The following is a 16,720-nucleotide window of genomic DNA, read 5'->3' as shown; positions in this document are numbered from 1 at the left end:
ATCAGAACACGGCCTTCGCCGTCTCCTCCTTCATCATCGCCTGCCGCACCAGCGGGACCGGTGGGCCGCCATAGGACAGGAACTCGTCGTGGAACGCCTTCCATGCCGCGCGCCCGCCGCGGGTGGCGGACCAGTCATCGCGCAGCTTGCGAATCATCAGCTTGCCCATCGTGTAGTTGAGGTAGGCGGGATCGTAAGTTCCGCGCGCTGCCTGCTGGTCGGCGGTGCCTTCGTCCTGAAAGCATTCTTCCATGAACAGCTTCTTGGAATCGGCCACGCTCATTCCGCGTGCATGGAGCCCGATGGCGGAGATGAAGCGGCAGTCGCGAAGCAGGGCGTTTGACAGCTGGCCGATGTGCGTTTCGGGATCGCCGTTGCCGAGCCCCGCTTCCCACATCATTTCCTCGGTATAGTGCGCCCAGCCTTCAGCAAAGGCGTAGCCGACGAACAACCGCCCGAACATTGACGGGCTGCGGTTGGCGTGGAGGAAGTTGAGGAAGTGGCCGGGCATCACTTCATGGATCGAAGTGAACAGCAGGTCGCGCTCACCGGGGATATAGGCGGCCTGCTTTTCCGGCGACCACGTCGGGTCTGGCGGGGAGATGTAATAGACCGAGGGGATGCCCTTCTCGAACGGCCCCGGCGGATCGATATAGGCGCTGTTCTGCCGGTTATAGGGCGGGCTTTCGCGCACCAGCGCCTGTTCGGTGCCGGGGATCGAGACGAGGTCCTTCTCCTTGACGAAGGCCGTCAGTGTCGGGATCTGCCGCGTTGCGGTGGCGACGGGACCGCCAGCGCCCTTGTTGGCATTCATCTTGGTCATGCATTCCGGCACGGTGCCACCGGGCGCGAACTTGGCGCATTCGGCCTTCAGCGCGTCCTGATTGCGCTTGAGGTCGGCGCGCCCGATAGCCTCCAACTGGTCGAGCGGGATGTCTACGCCTTCGTTGGCGAGGACCATCTTGGCGAACTTGTCCGGCCCCAGAGCAAAGTCCTGCGTGGCCGTGGCTTCCTGCCCTTTCAGCCAGTCGCGCAGGTCGGCCATCGCCTTTGACGCCTTGTCCGAACTAGCGATGAGCTGCTGCTGGAGCGCCGGGTCCTTCACATCGGCAAAGGCTGCGCGGGCATCGCTGACATAGGCATCGGCAAAGCCGCCAAAGCCGGCGACGCCGTACTTGATGTAGGTGGCGGGCAGCGGGCCTTTGAGATTGGCGCGGATATTCGCGGCGGCATCGGGGACGCCATCAAAAAAGGCTATCATGGCCTTCATCCGGGTCGGCTTGTCGGCATATTCGCGGGCGATGTAGACATTGGGATCAAGCCCGCCGCCAACATAGAACGCCGGGTTGCGGTGCGGCTGGTCAGCTTCCTCCAACATGAACAGCTGCCCTTCGGCAACCTTGATCATGTAGTCGCGCTCGAACTTCTCCTTGCCTTCAAGCGTGCTGTAAGCCTTGGCCCCGTCGATCACCCCGCGCAGGAAATCGCCGCGCTTTTTGAGGCCCTCGGCGCTCCAGTCGGGCAGCTTGCCATCGAACTGATGCGCGCCTTGATAGACGGCGAAGGACGGATCGATCGCCAGCCAGCCGTCGATCGTTTTCTGGGTATAGTTGCTCCACGGTTCCGTGGGCGGTGCAGTGCCCATGCAGGCGGCGAGCGCGGTGCTCATCAGCAGGACGGCGAGGGGGCGATAGAGGCGCACGGCGATTCTCCCGGGGAGCAATTGGTTGCGCCTGAAACTGGAGCGAAGCATCGGTGGACGCAAGGGGAGTCTCGACGAACGCCTTTTCCTGCCCGCCGCGCCGCCCGGCATGGCCGCAAGCCCGGCGGCCCTTGCGCGGATCGTTGCAGGCCCCATCATGGCGGCAAAGGGAGAGTCTGATGCGCCTGTGTCGTTTTGTCTTGCCGGAAAGCCCGGAAAACCCGCGCCTCGGCCTGCTCGAAAGCGACGCCGTGCGCGATGTGACCGAGGCGACAGACGTGCTGCCGCCGCTCCGCTGGCCGCTGGCACCGGGCGACCAGTTAATCGCGAACCTGCCGCAAGTGTGCGAACGGATCGCCCAGATCGCCGGAAATGCGTCGATTCTCGCGCGCGAAAACGTGCGTCTGCTCTCGCCAGTGGCGAATCCATCGAAATTCGTCTGCGGCGCCGGCAACTGGAAGCACCACGTCTCGCCGTTGGGCATGATGGGTTTCATGGGCAAGGCGGTGACGTCGCTCGCGGGCGAGGGCGAGGGCGTCGAACTGCGCTGGCCCGACCGGGTAACGGTGCACGAACCCGAACTCGCGATCATTATCGGGCGCGAATGCAGCAATGTTTCGGTCGAAGAGGCGCTCGATTACGTCGCCGGCTATGCCTGCGCGCTCGACATGACGCTCAAGCCCGAGCGCGAGGATTGGGCCTTCTGCAAGAGCTTCGACACCTATGGCGTGCTTGGCCCATGCTTGGTGACGGCGGACGAAATCGCCGATCCCTCCGCGCTGGGCTACAAATTCTGGGTCAACGACGAACTGCGCGGCGAGCGGTCTTTCGGTGACCTGACCGGCAGCCCAGCGCAGATGATCGCTTTCGCATCCAGCGCGATGACGCTCTATCCGGGGGACTTGTTGTTGTCTGGCGCGGCGGATGTTGCGCCGGTTGTGGCTGGCGATGTCATGCGGCTGGAGATACCGGGGATCGAGACGTTGGTGACTAAGGTGTCGCTGTCTGCGGAGGCCCGATCTGCGCCTTGGGATGCTGGTGCCGGCTAGAGGATTCGAACCCCAAGCGTAGCCGCTTGCGGCAAAGCGCACAAAAAACTCAGGGGTTCGCTGGATTCCTGCTGTGGTGCTGGTCGAACCGGAAACCGATCAGTCTACGCTCAAGGCAATGTCACAACGACACGGGCATCAGGAGCGTTTACCCTGCAAATAGCGGAATTCTGTCCTTTGCAGGGTAACTCTTGCAATTCATCACTTTACCCTGGGCCGACCCTTCCAGCATGCACCAAATGCGAACGGGCATCGTATTTTCGCAAGTCAAAGAGAGCGCCAACCAGATCATTCAGAGGGGAATGCCTTCCCCTGGGCCTATGGCCGCTACGCTGCCTTAGGCTACCCCTTTACTCATGTCCGAATTCAAGTCTCTGGGCGCGACTGGCCTGCGGCTGTGCGCCGGTACGGTGTTTCATCACGATGCGCAGTGTAGGGGACGGGGTTCAAGACGACGGTCGATCATTCACTCATGCGCGGGTTGGTTACCGCAAGACCTCGGGATTTGTCTTGGAGCTGCCTCTGTCAGCGGCCGGCGTGGGTCTTGCGAGCTGCCACACGAAGGGGCCGAGGATTCTCCTTACCGACTCCGCCCCCGACACTGGGCACCGATTAATGGTTTTTGGTTGCTGCCTCCTTTCGTGCGCTTCGGGGTTGCCGGTTCAAACCCCTTGCAATCGGGGTTCCACCTCGCGCGAGATCGCCCAGATAAACCCCACCATTTCGCGCGCAATCGCGGTGATCACTATGGTCTTCGCCCTGCCTGTCGCGGCAAGCCGCCGTTAGCGCTCATGGAGCCGTTGTTGCGCTTTCCAGCCATTGTTCGGATGGGCTGAGCCAGGTTTTCCTGTCGGCGGAGCAAGTGACCGTAGACCCGGGGCGGCCGGCAATAGGTCCAGGCGCTTTCGACCAGCAGTCGCCGCGGCGAACCGATCAGCTTCGTTTCTGGATCTCAGCCTCAAGCTCGGCAAGGCGTTCGCTGCAGACCTCGTGAACCACGCGGCCGAGTTCCTCAACCCGTTCACCGAGCCACGTCAGTTCTTCTGCGCTGATCCGGTAGTGCTTTGAATAACGAGCCTTTACGTAGGCCTCTTTGAGCTTTTCGAACATCGCGCGGTGCTTGCGGCTATCGACAGGCCAGACAAAAGTTAGGCGGCGATTGAGTCGCTCTGCCTGGGTGCGCAGAAAGCCAAGGTTGTGCACATGTGGCGTGTAAAAACTGCAAACCAGAAGTACGCAATGGTAGAGGCTCTCGGCGGTCTGATGCAATTCGAATGCCGTTTCCTTGAGATGCCCTTTCTCGATACCAAAGCGTACAAACTCAAACTTCCGCATCGAGGCAGGAAACCACTCGTCGAAATACTCCTGAGCCATCGCAAGCGCCTGTTTCGGCGTCTTGGGCTTGGGTGTGTGCAGTTCGATGTCGTCGCTCTGGTAGAGCGCCACGCCTTCCTTGGCGACGTCCATGAAGAAGTAGCGGCCATGGGCGAGGCCGTCGTTCACTTCCTGCAAGGTGTGGACGATGAAGTTGACCGGTGTGCTGAGCGTGCCGGTGATGCCGTACTCGCGCATCAGCCGGTCATCGAGCTTGGCCCAGTACTTGACCCGGTCGGTCAGCCGCTTGTCGTTGACGATGATCAGCAGGTCGAAGTCGGACTTGTAGCCCTTGGCAGTGTGCGGCTCATCGATCCAGCCGCCCCGCGCGTAAGAGCCGTAGAGGATTACCTTGAGGATCCGCCCCGCTTTCTTCCATTCGTGTTTCGCCAGCGCGAAGGAGTCGCCGAATTCCTCAAACAGGATTTGCACAACACGTTCGAGCTCGCGCTGCTTGTTGGCCGGCAGGTGTTCGAGATCGGTACGCATGGCGCAAACCTAGCAGGCAAAGGCTTTCCCTGCCCAGTCCTCTTAAAGACATAATGGTGCAATTGCCTCGGGAATGGACATTCCATTGCCGGCGGAAATTCGAAATATGCGGGTCCGGGACAAGACCGTGGCGGCCCCATCTGCCCGTTCCCACCTTGGCCTAAGACTAGCCGCGACCGGACGGTAGTACTGGTCGGTCGGGTTGTCGCACCGGTGCAGTCCGAAGAGCGGATGGACATCGCGACATGCTTGCCCGGATCCGTCACGAGATCGAAGAACTGCCCGTTGCCCGGAAGTCAACCATCACGGTCGCGGACTTGTCGGTGATCCTCGCGGAGAAATGCAACCCTTCCGGAGATCGGGACAATGGTTCTTAGATTAATGACAGTCCCGCGCCGGTAGGATTTGGTCGCGCTCGAATTGCGCAATTCCGAGTTAATATGAAATGGCCTGGCCATGACGTTACGCCATTCTTGCCTCAAAGAGGACGAGGGGCTCTGAAGGTTCAAGGTCCTTTATTCCTTCGATGACTGAATTCTCATCGCTCATACGATGGCCTAACGGTGTTGCTCGACACGCTATCGCCTCCCCCGCATTTCTTGTGCGCTCCAATTGCGCGCCGCAAATTCAACGGGTGTGGGCAGCCATGGTGCTTAGCGGATTGATGGTCACATGCACTCCCCGCTCTGCAGACCAGGTCTAAAAGCACCGGCGGGGCTCAGTCCGTGGTTGATGAAATCGTTGCGGCGGGCGGGCGCGGCCTTGCCCTGTCTTGCGATGTCAGCAGTCGCGAAGATGTGGAGGCAATGGTCGGTCAGATCATCAGCGACCGTGGCCGAATCGACATACTCGTAAACAATGCGGGCGTGCCGAGTGAAGCGGGATCAGCAATATACTGCGCTTCGCTTGTTCGTCAGCAGCATTAGATGCTTAAGGGCCTTCGTGCGTCCAGCACTATCGTTGAAAATGGTGCCATCACAAGCAAAGCATATCAGCCTTTACAGGGCCTGCAGCGCCCAATGAAGATCGGTGCGGAGCATTCAATCTGATCTGGCTCCGGCCTGAGAGGTGACTTTTTTCCCAAAAGATCACGCCACACTAACCCCCTCTGCGAATCCTCTTGGTTTCGTGGCGATTGCGTGGCGCTCGACAGGTGCCCCAGAAAGGGCTGTGATCGCTACTAAGTTCTTGAAAAATATGGTGCCGGCTAGAGGATTCGAACCCCTGGCCCCCTGATTACAAATCAGGTGCTCTACCAACTGAGCTAAGCCGGCCCGCCAATGCCCACGCCCATAGCCTCAGACCGCGCCAAACGTCCAGCCCTCGGTTTGCGCGACTTCGCTGAGGCCAGGCGGGTTCCACAGTTCGGGCTGATGGGCGACCTTGCGCAGCCAGGCCGAGGTGAGAATCGCATCGCTGGTGTGGTCGTCCACCGCACCGCTGGCCTCTACCGGCCGGCTGCCGAGCGAAATGAGCGCGGAGTTCAGCTCCTCATAACTGCGCATCTTCGAGCGGCCCGGCGGCCGGCCCGCGTGCATCGCGGCTATCGTTGTGTAGATTTCCACCACGACCGAGCCCTCGCCGGGCAGCGGATCGACCGGCCAGACCGGCAGGCGTGGGGAGAGCCGGTGGAGCATCCGCATGCCTGACAGGCTGGACTTTCCCACCTGCGCCGCGCCGATGAGGTTGAAGTTCGAATACGGCCGGCAGCCCATGCGCTCCTGCGCCAGTTCGGACTTGCGGAACCGCCCTCGGCCTCCTCCAAACCGGTCTCCCTCGCGCCCGCCGTGGCGGCGGAAGTGGCGGCTGGCCTCGGCATGGTCGACAAAACTGGAGACGGACAAGTGCGGGTCATCAGCGCAAATCCGCTCGACCGCCGCCCACAGGTCGCGCGCATCGGCGGGGCTTTCGTTCCATGCGGGGAAGTACGCGCCTCGGTCAGCGTGCGGCAGCGACATGCCGAGGTCCAGTCCGGCCAGCGTGCCTTGCGGCATTTCCTGGGCCAGCCAGTCGGCCACTTCGGTCCGTGACCAGCGATGCCCGGGCCGCACGATCTGAGGGGCGGCATTGCCTTCGCTGCACAGGGCGAGCGCGATGCCCTTGTGCCGTTCACCCGCCGCGCCTGACCAGTCGATAGCGGCGAAGTGTTGGAAGCGGGGCGGTGTCACGCAGAGACTATGGCTTGGGCCTCAGCGACGAACCCGGCTTCCACGCAGGGGCCTGCGGCTGGTTCGCCACCCGTTCGACCAGCGTATAGAAGAACCGGTTGAAATCTGCCGCCGCTTGCCAGTCGATCGCTTGTTTCATGTCGTCCTGCGGGCGGTGATAGCCGGTGCGGTACCATTGCCGGTAGACGGCCTCGCTCGGGCTCCCCGCTTCAAAGCCGAAGACGAAATTTGTCGCCGGTATGCCCGCCAGGATGAAGTTCCAGTGATCGGTGCGGCGCAGGAGGTTGCGTTCGGGTTCAGGGTCATCCTGCGTGACGATGCCCATCGAACGGGCAACGGCCTCGACATCGTCGCCCAGCGTCGAATCGGTGCGGGCATGGACCGTCAGGCGGCGCAGCGGGAAGATCGGGCGGAGCTGATCGAGATTGATGTTAGCGGCAATGCGCGGCAACGGCCATGTCGGATTGGCGACCCAGTATTTGGATCCGAGCAGGCCCTTTTCCTCAGCCGTCACCAGCAGCGCGATCACCGGGCGGGCAAAGCCCTTGCCCTTTTGCCGTTCCATCAGGCGGACGATCAGCGCGACATAGGCGGCATCGTCGAGCGTGCCGTTGTAAAGGTCGTCGCCCTTGACCGGGTAGCCGTGCCCATAGCCGTCAAGGTGCGCGGTTAGCACGATGGCTTGGTCGGCAAGCGCGGGATCGGTGCCCGGCAGCACGCCGACGACATTGGACGAGGTGACGCGCCGCTCGGCCGTGGCGAAGGTCAGTTCGAGCGGCAGTTTCGCATCGCGTGACGGCAGCGGCTGGCCGGCCGCTCCCGCTGCAACCAACTTTGCGCCGCCCGGTATCAGCGAACCCAGCATTTCGGCGCGCAGGGTCAATTTGACGAAGCTGTCTGCCGCGGGAAGTTGGCCGGCGAGCGCAAAGCTGCGCGCATAGGCGAAGGGCCAGCGTGGCGGCTCGATGGTGAAGCCCGGATCGGCGATTTCGAACATGCCGGCCGCGCCCGCCTTGCGAACGGCGGCCTCGCGGGCCACTGCGGAGGTCGGGCCGCTCTTGCGGGTGCCGTGGCAGATCACCAGCCGGCCTGCCACGTCGCCAAGTTCCTCCGCGCCGCAATAACCGCGATAGGCGAGGGGGGCCGCGATCCGTGCGGGCATTCCCCGGCGCGGGGAGACGGTGAAATCGGCGAGGAAGCGCAGGCTGGTGCGGCCCATCCGGGCGCTGGCCTTGGTGACCGCCAGTTCATCAATCGCGACCGGCTGAAGCCATCCGTCCGTGCCAAGCGCCTTCAGGCCCGCCGCTTTCAGGCGATTGGCAACGAGCGCTGCCGATCGTTCATAGGCTGCGCTTCCGGTGTCGCGGCCCTGCATGGCATCGCCGGAAAGTTCACCGGTGAACGCCCACCAGGCGCTCGTATCGGCGTCCTGGGGGCCAGCGGGACCCTTGCCTTGCGCAAGCGCCAGTCCGCAGGTTGCGGTGAGGAGCGAAGCGGCCAGTACTGCTGTTGCTGATAGCGACCTGTTCATTCGTCCCCCCGGCGCTCGCGGCGCTTCTTGTCCCACCATTCCATCCGCTTGGCGACTTCGCGTTCGAAACCGCGTTCGACCGGGCGATAGTATTCCTGCGGCTCCATGCCCTCTGGCCAGTAGTCGGCGCCGGAAAAGCCGTCATCAGCCTCGTGGTCATAGACATAGCCCGCGCCGTAACCGATGTCCTTCATCAGCTTGGTCGGGGCGTTGAGGATATTGGCCGGCGGGCTCAGCGATCCCGTTTCGCGTGCGCTTTTCCATACGGCCTTCTGGGCGGCATAGGCAGCGTTCGATTTGGGCGCGGTGGCGAGGTAGAGGCAGGCTTGCACGATCGCCAGCTCGCCTTCGGGGCTGCCGAGAAATTCGTAGGCGTCCTTCGCGGCGAGGCACTGGACCAGCGCCTGCGGATCGGCGAGGCCGATATCCTCGCTGGCGAAGCGCACCAGCCGGCGCAGGACGTAAAGCGGCTCCTCTCCCGCCGTCAGCATCCGCGCCATGTAATAGAGCGCAGCCTGCGGGTCTGATCCGCGCAAGGATTTGTGCAGGGCGGAAATCAGGTTGTAATGACCGTCGCGGTCTTTGTCATAGACCGCGACCCGGCGCTGGAGGAACTTGCCAAGTGCAGCGGGATCGAGCGGTTCCGGTATCTTCGCGTTGTAGAGGGTTTCCGCCTGATTGAGCAGAAAGCGCCCGTCGCCGTCGGCGCTCGCCACCAGCGCATCGCGTGCCTCGGCGGTGAGGGGCAGCGGGCCTCCAAGGTCCTCGCCGCGCGCCAGCAGGGTATCGAGCGCGCGGGCATCGAGCCGGTGGAGGATCAGGACCTGCGCGCGGGAGAGCAGCGCGGCGTTGAGCGCGAAGCTCGGGTTCTCCGTCGTCGCGCCGACCAGGGTGACCGTGCCGCGCTCGACAAAGGGCAGGAAGCCATCCTGCTGGGCGCGGTTGAAGCGGTGGATCTCGTCCACGAACAGCAGGGTTCGCTGGCCCATTTTTGCCGCAGTTTCCGCCTCGGCAAAGGCCTTCTTGAGATCCCCAACCCCTGAAAACACCGCGCTCACCGAAATGAAGCGCATGCCCACCGCATCGGCGAGCAGGCGGGCGATGCTGGTCTTCCCGGTGCCGGGCGGACCCCACAGGATCATGCTCGACAGGCGGCCGGCGGCGACCATGCGCCCTATCGCGCCTTCCGGTCCGGTCAGGTGTTCCTGCCCGATCACCTCGTCCAGTGCGCGCGGGCGCAGCTTGTCAGCGAGCGGCGCGTCCTCGCGCGGTTCGTCGCGGTTTTGCTGCGGGGATTCGTCTGCGAAAAGGTCAGCCATCGGCCTCGTCCTAGCCGGTTCGACGGCGGATTGCATCGCCCCTCGTTCAGGCATACCATCGCGCCATCAAGAACAGGGGAGATGGGGCATGACAAATGGCACCAAGGCACCGACCATTTACTGGGTGGTGGCCGTACTCGGACTTCTGTGGAACTGCATCGGTGCGTACCTGTATATTCAGACGCGGCTCAATCCGGATGTGATGCTGGCAAGTGCGCCGCAGGAAATTCGCGACTACGTGACGAACATGCCGCTGTGGGCGAACATTGGTTATGGCCTTGGTGTGTGGGGTTCGCTCGCCGGCTCGGTGCTGATGCTTCTGCGTTCGCGCCATGCGCCCAACGCGTTTCTAGTGTCGCTCGTTGGGGCACTGGTGAGTTACCTCGGCCAGTTTCTCGCAGGCGTGCTCGGACCAGCGGAACCCGCGATGATCCTCGCCGGCATCTTGCTGCTGTGGTGGTACAGCCGCCGCGCCGCTGCGCAGGGCATCCTCAAGTAGGTCAGCGCTTCTTCGCGCGCTGGCGGATCAGCCGCAGATAGGTATCCGCCACGGCCTGATTGATCCGGTCCCATGAAAAGTCGCGGGCGCGCCGTTCGCCGGCCGCGCCGTGCTTGGCGCGCAGGTCCGCATCGTCCAGATAGGTGACAATGGCATCGGCGAACTGGGTGATCGCGCCGGGCGGGATCAAGCGGCCAGACTTGTTGTCCGCGACAAGACTTTCGCTGCCCGTTGCCGCCGCCGCGACGACTGGCAGGTTGCAAGCCATCGCCTCCAGCGTGACATTGCCGAATGTCTCTGTGGTCGAAGGGAAGAACAGCACGTCCATTGATGCGACCGCCTTGCCCAGGTCCTGACCGCCCATGAAGCCAGCAAAAATGGCGTCCGGCAGCCGGTCTTCCAGCCATTCGCGCGCCGGGCCATCCCCGACGATCAGTGTGCGGTGGACCACGCCGCGCCGGCGCAGTTCGTCGATCGTGTCGGAGAACACGTCGAGCCCTTTTTCCATCACCAGACGGCTGTGGAAGCCGACAACGATCTCTTCATCGCCGATGCCCAGGTTGCGCCGCCATTCGAGCGAGCGCAGGCCGGGATTGAACAGATCGCGGTCCACCCCTCGAGACCAGATGTCGATATCGTAATTCATCCGCTGGTCGCGCAGCACTTGGGCCATCGATTCCGAAGGCGCGACCAGCGCGTCGCAGCGGCGGTAGAGTCGGCGCAGCATCGCTTCGACTGCCGGTTCGAACCAGGCCATGTTGTAATACCGGAAATAGGTTTCGAAGCGGGTGTGGACCGATGCCAGCACCGGCAGCTTGCGATGCCGCGCCCAAGTCACCGCGCGGTGCGCGACGATATCGGGCGAGGAGATGTGGACGATGTTGGGTGCGAAGGCCGCGAGATCGGAGCGCAGGCGCGGGCTGAGCGCGAGCGGAAAACGGTATTCGCCCCGTCCCGGAAAGGCGATCGACGGTACCGAAACCAGATCGCCGGTAGCCGGAAAGGCCGGCTCCGGAACGGTTGGCGAATAGACCCGTACTTGCGCGCCCTGCCGCAGCAGGTAGCCGACCAGCCGGTTTAGCGCCTGGTTCGCACCATCGCGCACATAGTTGTAATTGCCGCTGAACAACGCAATGCGCAGGTCAGCTAGCGGTGCCTTGGGGTCAGCTTGAAGAGGCTCTGCCATGGGCAGCGCCTTTAGCGGCTTGAGCACAGAATGGCGAGGGGGCGCGATCCGGGCGCCGTCAGGGCGCCGTCACGAGAGGGCAAAGTGCTCCATCGCGCCACCAATCGTCATCGCGCCCATACTCGCACGAAATGCGGCGAAGGCATCGGTATTGCGGGCCGCGTGGTGGGCTTCAAGCGAATCCCATTCGACCACAAATGCGAACTTGCCCGGGTCTTCCACGCCTTGGCCGAACGACACTTTACGCACCCCCGGGCAGCCCGAAAGGTGCTCGATTCCGCCGTGCCGCATGGCTGCTTCAAAGGCCTCTTCCTGTCCGGGGGCGACGGAAATGGTGGCGATTTCGGTGATCATAGCGGGCTCCTGACAAGTATCAAACGATCATCGGCGCGGCACGTTCCAGTGGCAAGGGGCCGACCATCGCTCGGGCGCTAAGCCAGCGATTGCGCCGCAACGCTAAGCACGCTTAGGATAATTGGCAGGAGAAACGATGCCCCGCCTGACTGCCGCCTTCGCCTTTGGTGCCACGATCTGCCTTGCCGCGACCCCGGCGCTTGCCCAGCGTTCGGCAGAGAATGCCGCGGCGAGCAGCGACGACGCCTTCGGCACGCAGGTCGGGACCGAGGCAACGGGCATCTACAACGAGAATGATACGCGCGGGCTCAGTCCGCTGAAGGCCGGCAATGCGCGGATTGACGGGGTCTATTTCGATCCGGTCGCCAGCCTCTCGGGCCGGACGCGCGCGTCCTATGGCATCCGCGTCGGCATCGCCGGGATCGACTACCCCTTCGCCGCGCCAACCGGGATCGTTGACAACCGACTGCGCGTCTCAGGCGATGAACTTGCGGGAAGCTTGTCGTTCACGCGGCTGCAGTACACAGGCGCTCTTGCCGAACTTGACGTGCAATTGCCGATCGTGCCGGGTGCGCTCAGTTCGAGCATCGGGCTGGGTTACGCCCGCACGGTAACCGGCGACGGCGCCGTGTTGCCCAGCGTGGCTGTCGCAATCCGGCCTGTGTTGCGCGTGAGCAATGGTTTCGAGATCAGCCCGTTCTACGCTGGCACCCTGCTTTACAATATCCGGTCGCGGCCCTTCTTCCTCACGCAGGGCGATATCGTGCCGCCCCAGCCGCAGCTGGGCCACTACCTCGGGCAGGATTGGGCGCGCGGGCGCATCTACCAGAGCAACGCCGGCGTCACAGTCCGCGCGCCGATCACCAGCCGGCTTGCCCTGCGCGGCGGGATCTTCCGCTCGGCCCTGTCGCGCGAGCACAATTATTCCGAGTTCTTCAGCTTTAGCGGCCCCGGTTCGACCGTGCGCCACCGGCTGGTTTCCGACCCCGAACAGGACGTCCATTCGTGGAGCGGTGAAGCGCAGCTGGCGTGGAAGCTGGGCGGGCCAAAGGCCTTGCAGCACCGCTTGATCGCGGGATTTCGGGCGCGAAAGCGGTATACGGAATCGGGCGGATCAGACCTGCGCGATTTCGGCCTGATGGACCTTTACGGCGACGATCAGGAGGCCGAGCCGACATTCGCGTACGGCCCGGTCAACGTGGGGCGCGTCAGCCAGCGGGCGGTTCTGCTGGGCTATCAGGCGAAGCTTGCTGGTGTGGGCAGCGTCAACCTCGGGCTGCAGCGCGCCCGTTATCGCGCCACCTTCCGCGATGCCCGCACCGGCAGCGTCACCGCCAGCGCGAGCGATGCCTGGCTGTACAATGCGACTGCCGTCGTCAACCTTGCAGCCCACGTCGAACTGTTCGCCGGCACACAGAAGGGGCTGGAAGACAGCGGCGCTGCGCCCGAGAATGCGGTAAACCGCAGCGAGCAGCTCCCCACCACGCAGTCCACCCAGTACGAAGGCGGGGTGCGGATCGGGCTTGGCAAGGGCAACCAATTGGTGCTGTCGGCCTTCCAGATCCGCCGGCCCTATTTCACCTTCGATACCAGTGGCCGCTTTGCCGAACTGGGCAAAGCGCGTTATCGCGGGGCGGAACTGTCGTTCGCCGGTCACTTCGACCGGCTGACCGTGCTCGCCGGAGCCGTGCTGATGAAGCCCGAAGTCACCGGCCCGGGGCGGACGAGCGGCTTGGTTGGCGCAAGACCCGCTGGTATACCCGACTTCTATACCCGCATCGACCTGCAATACCGCACCGACATCCTTGGCGGCCTGACCCCCACTGTCACGCTGCTCGCCACAGGGCCGCGCGCGATGGGTTCAGCGCCGGTGGCGGCGCTGGGCGGACGGCAAGCCATGCTGGACACGCACGCCGCGATCGATATCGGCCTGCGCCACCGCTTCAAGCTGGGCACCATGCCGGCCAGCGCGCGGATGCAGTTGCAGAACGTGTTCAATCGCACCGGCTGGAAGGTGATCACCAGCAACACCTTGCAACCGGAGGAACACCGTCGGTTCACCTTTTCGATCGCCGCTGATTTCTGATCTGGTCTTGCCGGGGCCGCGTCAGGCCAACGCAGTTTCCAACTCAATCTGCCGCAAATTCGCGCATCGCCGGAACCATCCGCGCGATCAAACGTCTTGTGACCGCACATTGTCGCTGATGTGAAGATTCACAAGGAACTGTAAAATGAGGATGATTTCGACGCTGTTGGCCGCCACCGCGGCCCTCGGCCTGGCCACGGCTGCCTCCGCTCAGGACACCGACTCTTCGACCGATTATAACGGATTTTACATTGGTGGAACTATCGGTACGACTGCCCAGAACAACGACGGCGGGAGCACCGTTGTCTTCGATACCAACCGCGATGGCACCTTTGACCAGAACGTGCTGACCTCGAGCGGCGGCAACGCGTTTTCGCCGGGCTTCTGCAATGGCTTCAGCACGGCCAATGCGCCGGGCGGCTGCCGCAAGGATGAAAACGGCCTCGAGTACTCGGTACGCATGGGTTACGATGCCCGCCTCGGCAACAACTTGGTTGCTGGCGTACTGATCGAAGGCGCCAAGTCTTCGGCACGTGACGGCAGCTCGGCCTTCAGCACCACTCCGGCTGGCTACAGCTTTGACCGCGAGCTGGATTACGCCGTTTCTGCCCGTGCGCGTCTTGGCTTCACCCCCGGCGGTGGCGGCCTGATGTATGTGACCGGTGGCGGTTCCTACGCCAAGATCGACCACACCTTCTCGACCACGAACACGGCGAACTCGTTCACCCCGTTCAACGATGGCAAGATGGTCTGGGGCTGGCAGGCCGGCGGCGGCGCGGAAGTGCTGCTTTCCCGCAACCTCTCGCTCGGCCTCGAATACCTCTACAACCGCTACAATGACGACGAATACTTCGTTGCCGTTGGTAACGGTACGGCAGGTGCGACCAACCCGTTCGTCCTCGCCGGCGGTGTGAACATGCGCCCGTCCGAAACGCGCTATGACTACCACAGCCTGCGCGCAACGATGAGCTTCAGGTTCTGATCTGACGGCACGCCGTCAGGTCAAAGAAAAAGGGCGGCTTCCCGAAGGAGCCGCCCTTTTTTATGTCAGGCTGAAAAAGCCGGCGCTGAAAGTCAGGCCGCCTGCTTCTTGCGGCCAGCCTTCTTGCGCTCGTTCGGGTCGAGCAGGGCTTTCCGCAGACGGATCGACTTGGGCGTCACTTCGACCATTTCGTCTTCGTCGATATAGGCAATCGCCTGTTCCAGCGTCATGATCTTGGGCGGGGTCAGGCGGATGGCGTCATCCTTGCCCGAGACGCGGAAGTTGGTCAGCTGCTTCGACTTCATAGGGTTGACCTCAAGGTCATCCGGCTTGGCGTTTTCGCCGATGATCATGCCTTCATAGAGCGGGGTGCCGACGCCGACGAACAGGATGCCGCGCTCTTCCAATGGGCCGAGCGCATAGGCGTTTGCCTCGCCCGCGCCGTTGGAGATCAGCACGCCATTCTTGCGGCCATCGATCCGGCCCTTGTAGGGACCATACTTCTCGAACAGGCGGTTCATGATGCCGGTGCCGCGCGTGTCCGACAGGAACTCGCCGTGGTAGCCGATCAGGCCGCGTGACGGGGCCGAGAAGGTGATGCGGGTCTTGCCGCCGCCCGAGGGGCGCATGTCGGTCATCTCGCCCTTGCGGGTCGCCATCTTTTCGACAACGGTGCCGGCGTGTTCGTCGTCAACGTCGATCACGACGGTTTCGTACGGCTCCGTCTGCTTGCCGTTTTCGTCTTCGCCGTAAAGCACGCGCGGACGGCTGATGCCGAGCTCGAAGCCTTCGCGGCGCATCGTTTCGATCAGCACGCCAAGCTGCAATTCGCCGCGACCGGCAACTTCGAAGCTGTCCTTGTCGGCAGATTCGGTGACCTTGATCGCGACGTTCGATTCCGCTTCGCGCTCAAGGCGGTCGCGGATCATGCGGCTGGTCACCTTGGTGCCTTCGCGGCCGGCCATAGGTGAATCGTTTACCGCGAAACGCATCGACAGCGTCGGCGGATCGATCGGCTGGGCGTGCAGCGGCTCGGTGACCGAAGGGTCGCAGATGGTGTTCGAAACGGTCGCTTCGGTCAGGCCGGCGATCGAGATGATGTCACCCGCCCGGGCTTCTTCCACCGGAACACGCTCAAGCCCGCGGAAGGCGAGCAGCTTGGAGGCGCGGCCGGTTTCGATGATCTTGCCGTCACCGTCGAGCGCGTGGATCGGCTGGTTGACCTTGACCGTGCCCGACTGAACCTTGCCGGTCAGGACGCGGCCGAGGAAGTTGTCACGATCGAGCAGGGTGACGAGGAACTTGAACGGGCCGTCGAAATCGGCCTCAGGCGCGGGGACGTGACGGACGATGGTTTCAAACATCGGCGTCAGTGTGCCTTCACGCAGGTTGGGGTCTTCGTTGGCGTAGCCGTTGCGGCCCGAGGCGTAGAGTACGGGGAAATCGCACTGCTCGTCAGTGGCGTCGAGGCTCACGAACAGGTCGAACACTTCGTCGAGCACTTCCTGGATGCGTTCATCCGGACGGTCGACCTTGTTGACCACTACGATCGGGCGCAGGCCCAGCGCCAGCGCCTTGCCGGTAACGAACTTGGTCTGCGGCATGGCGCCTTCCGAGCTGTCGACCAGCAGGATCACGCCGTCGACCATCGACAGGATGCGCTCAACCTCGCCGCCGAAGTCGGCGTGGCCGGGCGTGTCGACGATGTTGATGTGGGTGCCGTTCCACTCGACCGACGTGCACTTTGCGAGAATGGTGATCCCGCGCTCTTTTTCGAGGTCGTTGGAATCCATCGCGCGCTCTTCGATCCGCTGATTGTCGCGGAAGGTGCCGGACTGGCGGAAGAGCTGGTCGACAAGCGTGGTCTTGCCGTGGTCGACGTGGGCGATAATGGCGATATTGCGCTGATTGGCGGACATTACGAACTTTCCGGGAGCTTTGGACAGGAGGCAGGGCGCGTGCTGCGCCGCAACATGGGCGC

The 16,720-nt window shown here is 63.2% G+C and carries 13 protein-coding genes and 1 tRNA gene; 5 read left to right on the top strand and 9 right to left on the bottom strand.

The genetic code is table 11. The features are described 5' to 3' along the window. Position 1: 1 nt before the first annotated feature. Complete coding sequence (locus WG900_RS06140; protein ID WP_417597162.1) at positions 2 to 1,669, bottom strand: DUF885 domain-containing protein; 1,668 nt, start codon at positions 1,667 to 1,669, stop codon at positions 2 to 4. A 212-nt stretch (positions 1,670 to 1,881) separates the two neighbouring features. Here WG900_RS06140 and WG900_RS06135 point away from each other — a divergent pair, with 212 nt between their 5' ends. Beyond that, a complete protein-coding gene (locus WG900_RS06135; protein WP_339965584.1) occupies positions 1,882 to 2,751 on the top strand; it encodes a fumarylacetoacetate hydrolase family protein in 870 nt (289 codons plus the stop codon). Between the two features lie 933 nt (positions 2,752 to 3,684). On the opposite strand, the gene WG900_RS06130 is transcribed toward WG900_RS06135, so the two are convergent. Next, entirely contained in the window at positions 3,685 to 4,614 is a 930-nt protein-coding gene (locus WG900_RS06130) for a nucleotidyltransferase (protein WP_339965582.1), read from the bottom strand. 686 nt (positions 4,615 to 5,300) lie between these two features. Here WG900_RS06130 and WG900_RS06125 point away from each other — a divergent pair. Further along, a complete protein-coding gene (locus WG900_RS06125; protein WP_339965983.1) occupies positions 5,301 to 5,540 on the top strand; it encodes an SDR family NAD(P)-dependent oxidoreductase in 240 nt (79 codons plus the stop codon). A 272-nt stretch (positions 5,541 to 5,812) separates the two neighbouring features. Here WG900_RS06125 and WG900_RS06120 read toward each other — a convergent pair. From WG900_RS06120 to WG900_RS06105, 4 genes are all read right to left on the bottom strand, one after another. After that, positions 5,813 to 5,888: transfer RNA gene (locus tag WG900_RS06120), tRNA-Thr, on the bottom strand. A gap of 24 nt (positions 5,889 to 5,912) precedes the next feature. Then, positions 5,913 to 6,782, bottom strand: a complete 870-nt coding sequence (locus tag WG900_RS06115) for a hypothetical protein (protein WP_339965580.1) — start codon at positions 6,780 to 6,782, stop codon at positions 5,913 to 5,915. Positions 6,783 to 6,789: 7 nt separating this feature from the next. Beyond that, complete coding sequence (locus WG900_RS06110; protein WP_339965578.1) at positions 6,790 to 8,313, bottom strand: M28 family peptidase; 1,524 nt, start codon at positions 8,311 to 8,313, stop codon at positions 6,790 to 6,792. Further along, positions 8,310 to 9,632: a replication-associated recombination protein A gene (locus WG900_RS06105; protein WP_339965576.1), complete on the bottom strand. Its 1,323-nt coding sequence runs from the start codon at positions 9,630 to 9,632 to the stop codon at positions 8,310 to 8,312. Before WG900_RS06105 ends, WG900_RS06110 begins: the two co-directional genes overlap by 4 nt. 88 nt (positions 9,633 to 9,720) lie before the next feature. Here WG900_RS06105 and WG900_RS06100 point away from each other — a divergent pair, with 88 nt between their 5' ends. Beyond that, complete coding sequence (locus WG900_RS06100) at positions 9,721 to 10,131, top strand: hypothetical protein (protein ID WP_339965575.1); 411 nt, start codon at positions 9,721 to 9,723, stop codon at positions 10,129 to 10,131. 1 nt (position 10,132) lies between these two features. Here WG900_RS06100 and WG900_RS06095 read toward each other — a convergent pair whose 3' ends face one another. Further along, positions 10,133 to 11,317 carry a glycosyltransferase family 4 protein gene (locus WG900_RS06095; protein WP_339965573.1) on the bottom strand — a complete coding sequence of 395 codons (1,185 nt, stop codon included), beginning with the start codon at positions 11,315 to 11,317 and terminating at the stop codon, positions 10,133 to 10,135. A gap of 69 nt (positions 11,318 to 11,386) precedes the next feature. Then, positions 11,387 to 11,671 (bottom strand): antibiotic biosynthesis monooxygenase family protein, encoded by a 285-nt coding sequence (locus WG900_RS06090; protein WP_339965571.1) that lies wholly within the window; start codon positions 11,669 to 11,671, stop codon positions 11,387 to 11,389. Positions 11,672 to 11,807: 136 nt separating this feature from the next. On the opposite strand from WG900_RS06090, the gene WG900_RS06085 reads away from it, so the two are divergent. Both WG900_RS06085 and WG900_RS06080 read left to right on the top strand, forming a co-directional pair. Continuing rightward, a complete protein-coding gene (locus WG900_RS06085; protein WP_339965569.1) occupies positions 11,808 to 13,757 on the top strand; it encodes a hypothetical protein in 1,950 nt (649 codons plus the stop codon). A gap of 145 nt (positions 13,758 to 13,902) precedes the next feature. Further along, positions 13,903 to 14,739: an outer membrane protein gene (locus tag WG900_RS06080; RefSeq protein WP_339965567.1), complete on the top strand. Its 837-nt coding sequence runs from the start codon at positions 13,903 to 13,905 to the stop codon at positions 14,737 to 14,739. A gap of 92 nt (positions 14,740 to 14,831) precedes the next feature. Here the strand turns inward: WG900_RS06080 and typA are convergent, their stop codons facing one another. Further along, positions 14,832 to 16,658, bottom strand: a complete 1,827-nt coding sequence (typA, locus tag WG900_RS06075; protein ID WP_339965565.1) for a translational GTPase TypA — start codon at positions 16,656 to 16,658, stop codon at positions 14,832 to 14,834. Positions 16,659 to 16,720 lie beyond the last annotated feature (62 nt).

Origin of the sequence: Novosphingobium aquae, from assembly GCF_037572715.1 — a bacterium.
GTDB lineage: Bacteria > Pseudomonadota > Alphaproteobacteria > Sphingomonadales > Sphingomonadaceae > Novosphingobium > Novosphingobium aquae.
Note: the sequence above shows the minus strand (reverse complement) of the source record. Positions and strands in the feature narration are given on the sequence as shown.